At 73.0% G+C, this 8,964-nt stretch carries 6 protein-coding genes; 1 reads left to right on the top strand and 5 read right to left on the bottom strand.

Annotation, left to right across the window (positions count from 1 at the left end; all coding sequences use genetic code 11):
* Positions 1-202 precede the first annotated feature (202 nt).
* Together ACWCV3_RS12820 and dxr are read right to left on the bottom strand one after the other, a co-directional pair.
* A complete protein-coding gene (locus tag ACWCV3_RS12820) occupies positions 203-1,507 on the bottom strand; it encodes a M50 family metallopeptidase (protein ID WP_451222381.1) in 1,305 nt (434 codons plus the stop codon).
* A complete protein-coding gene (dxr, locus tag ACWCV3_RS12815; protein ID WP_451222379.1) occupies positions 1,504-2,772 on the bottom strand; it encodes a 1-deoxy-D-xylulose-5-phosphate reductoisomerase in 1,269 nt (422 codons plus the stop codon). The genes ACWCV3_RS12820 and dxr overlap by 4 nt, the downstream gene beginning before the upstream one ends.
* Positions 2,773-2,971: 199 nt before the next feature.
* Here dxr and ACWCV3_RS12810 point away from each other — a divergent pair, with 199 nt between their 5' ends.
* Complete coding sequence (locus tag ACWCV3_RS12810) at positions 2,972-3,430, top strand: lamin tail domain-containing protein (RefSeq protein ID WP_451222377.1); 459 nt, start codon at positions 2,972-2,974, stop codon at positions 3,428-3,430.
* Positions 3,431-3,433: 3 nt separating this feature from the next.
* Here ACWCV3_RS12810 and ACWCV3_RS12805 read toward each other — a convergent pair whose 3' ends face one another.
* The 3 genes from ACWCV3_RS12805 to ACWCV3_RS12795 all read right to left on the bottom strand — a co-directional run bounded on the left by ACWCV3_RS12805 (position 3,434) and on the right by ACWCV3_RS12795 (position 8,879).
* Positions 3,434-5,371, bottom strand: a complete 1,938-nt coding sequence (locus ACWCV3_RS12805; protein ID WP_451222375.1) for an acyl-CoA dehydrogenase family protein — start codon at positions 5,369-5,371, stop codon at positions 3,434-3,436.
* A gap of 334 nt (positions 5,372-5,705) precedes the next feature.
* Positions 5,706-7,151, bottom strand: coding sequence for an aldehyde dehydrogenase family protein (locus ACWCV3_RS12800; RefSeq protein ID WP_451222373.1), 1,446 nt, complete (start codon positions 7,149-7,151; stop codon positions 5,706-5,708).
* Between the two features lie 144 nt (positions 7,152-7,295).
* Positions 7,296-8,879 (bottom strand): PucR family transcriptional regulator, encoded by a 1,584-nt coding sequence (locus ACWCV3_RS12795; protein WP_451222371.1) that lies wholly within the window; start codon positions 8,877-8,879, stop codon positions 7,296-7,298.
* Between the last annotated feature and the right edge of the window lie 85 nt (positions 8,880-8,964).

Raw genomic sequence — 8,964 nt, 5'->3', positions numbered from 1 at the left:
GCCCGGTGCGCGGGCCGGGCTGCGGGTCGCCCGCGCGGGCCGTCGGCGCCGGGCGCGCCCGCGCGCCGCGGGCGCCGGGGGGGGGGGGGGCCAACGGGAGGCCGCCAGGCGCCCCGCCACCGCACCCCCCCCCCCCCAACCCCCCCCGGGGGGCGGCGCCCCGGAACCTGAGGTTCCGGGCCGCCTTCCTGGTCGTACGAGGTCAGGAGATCCGGACCGGGTTGACCACGTCCGCGATGAGCACGAGGACGGTGAAGCAGACGAAGATCCCGGCCACCACATAGGCCACCGGCATCAGCTTCGCCACGTCGAACGGACCGGGGTCGGGACGGCGCAGCACGCGGGCCACCTGGCGGCGCAGCGACTCCCACAGGGCGCCCGCGATGTGCCCGCCGTCGAGCGGGAGCAGCGGGAGCATGTTGAAGAGGAACAGCGAGAGGTTGAACCCGGCGACCACGAAGACGGCCATGGCCACCTGCTGGGAGGCCGGGATGTCCAGGGTGGCGATCTCACCGGTGACGCGGGCGGCGCCGACGATGCCCATCGGGGAGTCCGGCTCGCGCGGGCCGTCGCCGAAGGCGGCGTTCCACAGGGCCGGGATCTTGCCGGGCAGGTCGACGAGGGACTCGACGGCATGGCCGACCTGGTCACCCATCCAGACAACCGAGTCGCCGAAGCCCAGCTTGACGACACCGCGCGCCGGGCTGAAGCCGAGGAATCCGGCCGTGACGTACTGGCCCTGGACGTAGGTGCCGCTGGAGTCCTTCTTGGCCACCTGGTTCGTGGCGATGGTGGCGTGCAGGGTGAGCTTCCGGCCGTCCCGCTCGACCACGATGGGGACCTTGCGGCCCGCGCTGTCCCGGATGAGGTCGGACAGCGTGTTCCACTTCTCGGTGGGTCTGCCGCCGAAGGAGACGATCTTGTCGCCGGCCTTGATCCCGGCGGCCGCCGCCGGGGAGGCCGGGTCGGACTTCCTGCAGTCGTCGCGGTTCTGGCTCTGCGCGATGACGCAGGCGGAGACCGAGGAGACGGTGTTGGTCTCCTGCTGGACGCCGAAGCCCATCAGCACGGTGAGGAAGAGCCCGACGGCCAGGATCAGGTTCATGAAGGGCCCGGCGAACATGACGATGACGCGCTTCCACGGCTTGCGCGTGTAGAACATCCGCGTCTCGTCGCCCGGCTTGAGCTCCTCGTACGCCGCCGAGCGGGCGTCCTCGATCATGCCGCGCCACGGGGAGGTGGAGCGGGCGGAGACCCGGCCCGCGTCGTCCGGCGGGAACATGCCGATCATGCGGATGTAGCCGCCGAGCGGGACGGCCTTGATGCCGTACTCGGTCTCGCCCTTGTGCCGTGACCAGATGGTCGGGCCGAATCCGACCATGTACTGCGGGACGCGGATGCCGAAGAGCTTGGCCGTGGACAGGTGCCCCAGCTCGTGCCAGGCGATCGAGACCAGCAGACCGACCGCGAAGACCACTATGCCGAGGATGAACATCAAGGTCGTCATGCACGCGCCTCCGCGGTAGCCGTCCGGTGGGTCAGTTCGCGGGCCCTGGCTCTGGCCCAGGTCTCCGCTTCGAGGACGTCCGACACCGTGAGTGAAGTTCCCGTGACCGGGGTGCCGTGCTCCTCGACCACCCGGATGACGGTCTCCATGATCCCGTTGAAGGGCAGAGCGCCGCCCAGGAAGGCTTCGACGCACTCCTCGTTGGCCGCATTGAACACCGCCGGGGCGGTGCCCGCGAGCCGGCCCACGTGCCGGGCGAGGTTCACCGAGGGGAAGGCGTCGTTGTCCAGCGGGAAGAACTCCCAGGTGGACGCCTTGCTCCAGTCGAAGGCCGGGGCGGCGTCCGGTACACGTTCGGGCCAGCCCAGGCCGATGGCGATCGGCCCGCCCATGTCGGGGGGCGTCGCCTGGGCGATCGTGGAACCGTCGGTGAACTCGACCATCGAGTGGACATACGACTGGGGATGCACGACCACCTCAATGCGGTCGAAGGGAATGTCGTAGAGCAGGTGGGCCTCGATGACCTCCAGGCCCTTGTTGACCAGGGTCGCGGAGTTGACCGTGATCACCGGGCCCATCGCCCAGGTGGGGTGCGCCAGGGCGTCGGCGACGGTGACGTGCGCCAGCTCCTGCTTGGTGCGGCCGCGGAAGGGGCCCCCGGAGGCGGTGACGACCAGCTTGCGCACATCGGCGCGGGTGCCGGAGGCGAGGGCCTGGAAGAGGGCCGCGTGCTCGGAGTCGACCGGGATGATCTGGCCGGGCTTGGCCAGCGCCTTGACCAGCGGACCGCCGACGATCAGCGACTCCTTGTTGGCCAGCGCCAGGGTGCGGCCGGCCTCCAGGGCGGCCAGGGTGGGCGCAAGGCCGATGGAGCCGGTGATCCCGTTCAGGACGGTGTGGCAGTCGGAGGCGGCGACCTGGGCGGCGGCCTGCGGACCGGCCAGGGTCTCCGGGAGCGGCTCGGTGCCGTACCGCCCGGCCAGGGCCTCGCGCAGCGCCGGTGCCGCGTCCTCACGGGCCACCGCGACGGTGCGTACCCCGAGCCTGTGCGCCTGCTCGGCGAGGAGGTCCACCCGGCCGCCGTTCGCGGAGAGGGCGGTGACCCGGAAGCGGTCGGGGTTGCGCAGCACCAGGTCGATGGCCTGGGTGCCGATGGACCCGGTGGAGCCGAGGATCACCACGTCCTTCGGGCCGTCGCCCGCGACGGGGTCGAACACGAGGTGCGGGTCGGCGAGCGGGGCGGGGCTGGTGGGGCTGTCGGTCATCCCCCCATTGTGGCCGCACCCGGCGGCCGCCCGGACCGCGCGTCCCGCCGCCGGGTGGCCGGAAAGGGGCCCTGTGGCGCGGGACGGTTTCCTCCTTCGTGAAGCCGGAGTGAAGATCCTGTGATAACTATTCAGTTGAACGGGTGAACTTCTCGCCCGTGCAGCGTTTTGTGGACGACATCCTTGGGGGGATCTCTTCATGCGTACCGTGCGCCTCCGCGCCGCCCTGCCCGCTCTCGCCGGCGCGGCCCTGCTCACCGGCACCCTGCTGAGCACCCCGGCCCAGGCGGCCGGCGGCGTCCAGATCCACCGCGTGTACTTCGACAGCCCCGGCAAGGACACCCGGTCCAACTCCAGCCTCAACGGCGAGTGGGTCCAGCTCAGGAACACCGGCCGCTCGGCGGTCTCGCTGAACGGGTGGATCCTGAAGGACGCCTCGAACCACAGGTACTCCTTCCCGGACGTCAGGATCGGCGCCGGGAAGTACATGAAGATCCACACCGGCAGCGGCCGGGACACCACCTCGGACAAGTACCAGGGCCGCCGTGCCTACGTCTGGAACAACACCAGCGACACGGCGACCCTGACCAGGTCGAACGGCTCCAAGGTCGACACCTGCTCGTGGACGACCCGGAACGGCAGCGACACGTACTGCTGACCGCTAACCGCCGTAGGGGCGGCGGGCGTTGACGCGCTCGCTCGCTCCCGGCGCGGCGTCCGCGATCCAGGCGCCGTCGCCCGAGGGGTCGAGGACGCCCTCCTCCAGCCACTCGTAGGCGCCGCCGAGGACGCCCTTGACGACCTTGCGGTCGACGCCGTCGGTGTTGTGCCACAGTCGGGCGAACAGCTCGCCCACACGGACCCGGGCCTGGCGGCAGAAGGCGTCGGCGAGCTGGTACGCCTCGCGGCCGTGCTCGCCCTCGCGCCGCAGCCGCTCGGCCCGGACGCAGGCCGCGCTCATGGCGAACAGCTCCGCGCCGATGTCCACGATCCGGCCGAGGAAGCCCTGCTTGGTCTCCATCCGGCCCTGCCAGCGGGACATCCCGTAGAAGGTGGCGCGGGCCAGCTTGCGGGCGTGCCGCTCGACGAACCGCAGGTGCCCGGACAGGTCGGTGCCGTGCTTGAACTCGGCGTACGAGGACGGGAGCTGACCTGGACCCGCGACCAGCTTCGGCAGCCACTTGGCGTAGAAGACGCCCGCGCCCGCACCGGCCTTCGCCTTGTCCTGGAGGGACTTGTCGGGGTCGATGAGGTCACCGGCGACCGAGAGGTGGGCGTCGACGGCCTCGCGGGCGATGAGCAGGTGCATGATCTCGGTGGAGCCCTCGAAGATGCGGTTGATCCGCAGGTCGCGGAGCATCTGCTCGGCCGGCACGGCCCGCTCGCCGCGCGCCCCGAGCGACTCGGCGGTCTCGTAGCCCCGCCCACCCCGGATCTGGACCAGTTCGTCCGCCATCAGCCAGGACATCTCCGAGCCGTACAGTTTGGCGAGCGCGGCCTCGATACGGATGTCGTTGCGGTCCTCGTCGGCCATCTGGGAGGCGAGGTCGACGACGGCCTCCAGCGCGAACGTGGTCGCCGCGATGAAGCTGATCTTGGAGCCGACGGCCTCGTGCAGCGCGACCGGCTTGCCCCACTGCTCGCGCTCGGCGGCCCACTGGCGGGCGATCTTCAGGCACCACTTGCCCGCGCCGGCGCACATCGCGGGCAGTGACAGCCGGCCGGTGTTGAGCGTGGTGAGCGCGATCTTCAGTCCCGCGCCCTCGGGGCCGATCCGGTTGGCGGCCGGGACCCGCACCCGGTGGAAGCGGGTGACGCCGTTCTCGATGCCGCGCAGCCCCATGAAGGCGTTGCGGTTCTCCACCGTGATGCCCTCGGTGTCGGCCTCCACCACGAACGCGGTGATGCCACCGGGGTGCCCCTCGGACTTCGGCACCCGCGCCATGACGACCAGCAGGTCGGCGACGACGCCGTTGGTGGTCCACAGCTTCACGCCGTCCAGGACGTACTGGTCGCCCTCGGGGACCGCCGTGGTGGCCAGCCGCGCGGGGTCCGAGCCGACGTCCGGCTCGGTGAGCAGGAATGCGGAGATGGCCGAGGTGGCGCAGCGGGGCAGGAAGGCGTCCTTCTGCTCCTGGGTACCGAAGATCTTCAGCGGCTGCGGGACGCCGATCGACTGGTGGGCGGAGAGCAGCGCGCCGACGGCGGGGCTGACCGAGCCGACCAGGGCGAGGGCCTTGTTGTAGTAGAGCTGGGAGAGGCCCAGGCCGCCGTACCTGGTGTCGATCTTCATGCCGAGGGCGCCGAGCCGTTTCAGGCCGGCCACGACCTCGTCGGGGATACGGGCCTCGCGCTCGATGCGGGCCGCGTCGATCCCCGTCTCGCAGAAGGCGCGCAGTTCGGCGAGGAAGGCCTCGCCGCGCCGGACGCTCTCGGCGTCGGGGAGCGGGTGGGGGTGGATGAGGTCGAGCCGGAAGCGCCCGAGGAACAGCTCCTTGGCGAAGCTGGGCTTGCGCCAGTTCTGCTCGCGGGCGGCCTCCGCCACCTGCCGGGCCTCGCGCTCGGAGACGTTGCTGCGTTGAGTGGTGGGGGCGGACATGAGGCTCACCTCGCCGCGAAGAGGGATGTTGGCGGACCGTGGGTAACCGACCCGTTCCTACTGGATCGTTGGTACCTGAATCAGGCCCGCCACACCACCCCTTGCGCGTCCGTTCAGGTGAACGGGCGCGCGAGGGGCCGGCGGCCGCTCGGACCGTCTCGACCGCCGGGACCAGGGGCTCTTCCGGGGCGCCGTCCCCGGTCGCGTGCGGGGTGCCGCGGCGGGCCGGACCGGTCACGCGTCGGCGGTGCCCGTCACCGCGGGCAAGGGGAACGGCCGGAGCCCCCGCACAGCGGGCTCCGGCCGTTTCCGGTGGTGACCTGTCCGTGGCAGGTCAGAGTGCGAGGCCCGTGAGGACCAGGACGCGCTCGTAGGTGTAGTCGTCCATCGCGGAGCGGACGCCCTCGCGGCCGACACCGGACTGCTTCACACCGCCGTAGGGCATCTGGTCGGCGCGGTAGGACGGGACGTCGCCGATGACGACGCCGCCGACCTCGAGGGCCCGGTGGGCACGGAAGGCGGTCTGCAGGTCGTGGGTGAACACGCCCGCCTGGAGGCCGTACTTGGAGTCGTTGACCGCGGCGAACGCCTCGGCCTCGCCCTCGACCCTCGTGACGGTGAGGACCGGTCCGAAGACCTCCTCGGTGGCGAGGGTGGCATCGGCCGGCACGTCGGTGAGGACGGTCGGGGCGTAGGTGGCGCCGTCGCGCTCGCCGCCGGTGAGCAGGGTGGCGCCGCGCTCGACGGCCTCGTTCACCCAGGACTCGACACGCTGCGCGGCGGCCTCGCTGACCAGCGGGCCGACCTCGGTCTTGTCGTCGGCCGGGTCACCGGTGACCTGGGCCTCGACGGCGGCGACGATACGCGGCAGCAGCCGCTCGTACACCGCGCCGTCGATGATCACGCGCTGCACCGAGATGCAGGACTGGCCGCCCTGGTAGTTGGAGAAGGTGGCGATGCGGCTCGCGGCCCAGTCCAGGTCGGCGTCGCTCGCCCAGTCGCCGAGGACGACGGCCGCGCCGTTGCCGCCCAGCTCCAGCGTGCAGTGCTTGCGCGGCACCGAGTCCATGATCGAGTAGCCGACCTGCTCGGAGCCGGTGAAGGAGATCACCGGGAGGCGCTCGTCCTGGACCAGGGCGGGCATCTTGTCGTTGGCGACCGGCAGGACGCTCCAGGACCCGGCGGGCAGGTCGGTCTCGGCCAGCAGCTCGCCGATGACCAGGCCGGACAGCGGGGTGGCCGGAGCGGGCTTGAGGATGATCGGCACACCGGCGGCGATGGCCGGGGCGACCTTGTGCGCGCACAGGTTCAGCGGGAAGTTGAACGGCGCGATCCCGAGGACGACGCCCTTGGGGAAGCGGCGGATCAGCGCCATGCGCCCCTGGCCGCCGGCGTCGGTGTCGAGCCGCTGGGCCTCGCCGGCGTTGAACCGCCGGGCCTCCTCGGCCGCGAGCCGGAACACGGAGACGGCGCGGGCGACCTCGCCGCGCGCCCACTTGACGGGCTTGCCGTTCTCGCCGGAGATGAGCTGGGCGATCTCCTCGGTGCGCTCGGCCAGCCGCCTCGCGACGTGGTCGAGGGCGCTCGCGCGGACGTGCGCGGGGACGGCGGCGAACTCGTCGCGGACGGCGTACGCGGCGGCCACGGCCTCTTCGACCTGGGCGTCGGTGGGCACGCTCGCCCGGCCGACGACACGGCCGTCCCACGGGGAGGAGACGTCGAAGCTGTCCTCGCCGGTGGCCTGGCGGCCGGCCAGCCAGAAGGCGTGGGTGGAGGTCATGTGCGGGTCCGGCCCTTCCGTGTCGGGGGTGATGTGCGTGATCCACGGTAGGGCGGGCCGGCTCGGGGGTCGCTTGTCCGAGTCGTACGGAAACGGGGGGACGTTGCTCCGGTTCGGCGGGGTCGACCGGGGGCGCTGTACCGGCTACTCCCCCGAGGTCGCCTTCAGTGCCAGCCACAGCTCCATGCGGACGTCCGGGTCGTCCAGCGAGCGGCCGAGGATCTCCTCGACCCGGCGCATCCGGTAGCGCAGGGTGTGCCGGTGCACGCCGAGGTCGGCGGCGGCGGCGTCCCACTGGCCGTGCCGGGACAGCCACGCCCGCAGCGAGGCGACGAGGTCCCCGCGCCCGGTCGCGTCGTGGTCGCGCAGCGCCCGCAGCAGGCCGTCCGCGAAGGCCCGTACCGCGTCGTCGGCCAGCAGCGGGAGGACCGAGCCGGCCGCGACGTGCTCGTGCTCGACCAGGACCCGGCCGCGCCGCCGGGCCACCGACAGCGCCTGCTCGGCCTGCCGGTAGGCGGAGGCCGCCGCTATGGGGCCCGCCGGGGCGGAGAGGCCGACCACGAGTGCCTCGTCGTCCCCGCCCTTGGACTCCGGGACGAGGCGTGCCGCCTCCAGCGCGCCCGCGTACGCCGTACAGGCGGCGACGGCCGCGCCGCCGTCGGCGGCCAGCACCACCAGCCGCTCCCGTTCGGGGACCACCAGCACGGCCTCGCCGGAGCGGGCGGCGGCGGACTCGGCGGTCTCCGCGAGGGCGTCCAGCGGATCACCGTCCACCCCCTGGAGCGGCGCGGACTCGGCGACCAGCAGCCGGAACGGCGCGTCCAGCAGGCCGCCGTACAGGTCGCCGGCGACCGCGCGGGCGTGGTCGGGCTCGCCCGCGAGCAGCATCCTCAGCACGGCCGCGCCGACCCGCTGCTCGGCGGCGTGCAGGGAGCGGGAGCGCTCGGTGGTGAGGGTGAGCAGGGCGATGGCGGAGTGCACGGCGTAGCGCTCGGCGGTGCCGGGCGCGGCGGCGGTGCCGACGGCGAGCGCGGCGCGGGGGCGGCGGCCCGTGCCCAGCGAGTGCAGCTCGACGCGGTCCTCGGTGTCGGGGGCGGCGACCACCGAGGAGGCGGGAGCGGGGCGTTCCCGCAGCCGCTCGACCTCGGCGGTGAGCCGGGCGGCCCGGCGGTGAGCCCACTCGGGCGCGGCGGCGACGACCGCGCCGGACGCGTCGTACAGCGCGGCCCAGCCGTCGACCTGGGCGGCGAGCGCGGCGAGCAGGCCCTCCGGGCCGGTGGTGAGCGCCTGCCGGGTCAGCTCCCGCTGGGCGGCGAAGCCCGCGGTGACGGCGCGGTACTGGTCGGCGGCGATGGCGGCGGAGACGGCCTTGCTGATGGCGAGGAACGGGGTGCGCCGGGGCACCTCCAGCAACGGCAGCCCCTCGTGCCGGGCGGCCTGGACCAGCGCGTCGGGGATGTCGTCGTAGTTGACTCCGACCGCGAAGCCCAGGCCGACGACGCCCGCGCCGGCCAGCCGCTTCACGTACCGCCGCATCGCCTCGGGGTCCTCCGCGTCCAGCTTGAGCGCGGTGACCAGCAGCAGTTCCCCGCCCTCCATGTACGGCACGGGGTCGGCCAGCTCGCTGACGTGTGCCCAGCGCACCGGCACGTCGAGGCGGTCCTCCCCCGCGCGGACCGTCAGCTTCAGCGCGGAGTGGTGGACGAGCGAGGCGAGCGTGGGCGGCATGGGACCTTCAGGTCGGGACGGCCGGCGCACCGTCGCGCCGGCCCGGAGCAGTCATCTCTTGGCCGCCACGTACGAACGGCCCACC

The organism is Streptomyces sp. NPDC001781, from assembly GCF_053596035.1.
The sequence above is the reverse complement of the archived record's forward strand: the minus strand, read 5'-3'. Positions and strand labels throughout refer to the sequence as shown.

Bases quoted from the DNA above. Each gene is read 5' to 3' on its own strand.
- ACWCV3_RS12820 (WP_451222381.1), bottom strand. From the start codon at position 1,507: ATGACGACCTTGATGTTCATCCTCGGCATAGTGGTCTTCGCGGTCGGT.
- dxr (WP_451222379.1), bottom strand. From the start codon at position 2,772: ATGACCGACAGCCCCACCAGCCCCGCCCCGCTCGCCGACCCGCACCTC.
- ACWCV3_RS12810 (WP_451222377.1), top strand. From the start codon at position 2,972: ATGCGTACCGTGCGCCTCCGCGCCGCCCTGCCCGCTCTCGCCGGCGCG.
- ACWCV3_RS12805 (WP_451222375.1), bottom strand. From the start codon at position 5,371: ATGTCCGCCCCCACCACTCAACGCAGCAACGTCTCCGAGCGCGAGGCC.
- ACWCV3_RS12800 (WP_451222373.1), bottom strand. From the start codon at position 7,151: ATGACCTCCACCCACGCCTTCTGGCTGGCCGGCCGCCAGGCCACCGGC.
- ACWCV3_RS12795 (WP_451222371.1), bottom strand. From the start codon at position 8,879: ATGCCGCCCACGCTCGCCTCGCTCGTCCACCACTCCGCGCTGAAGCTG.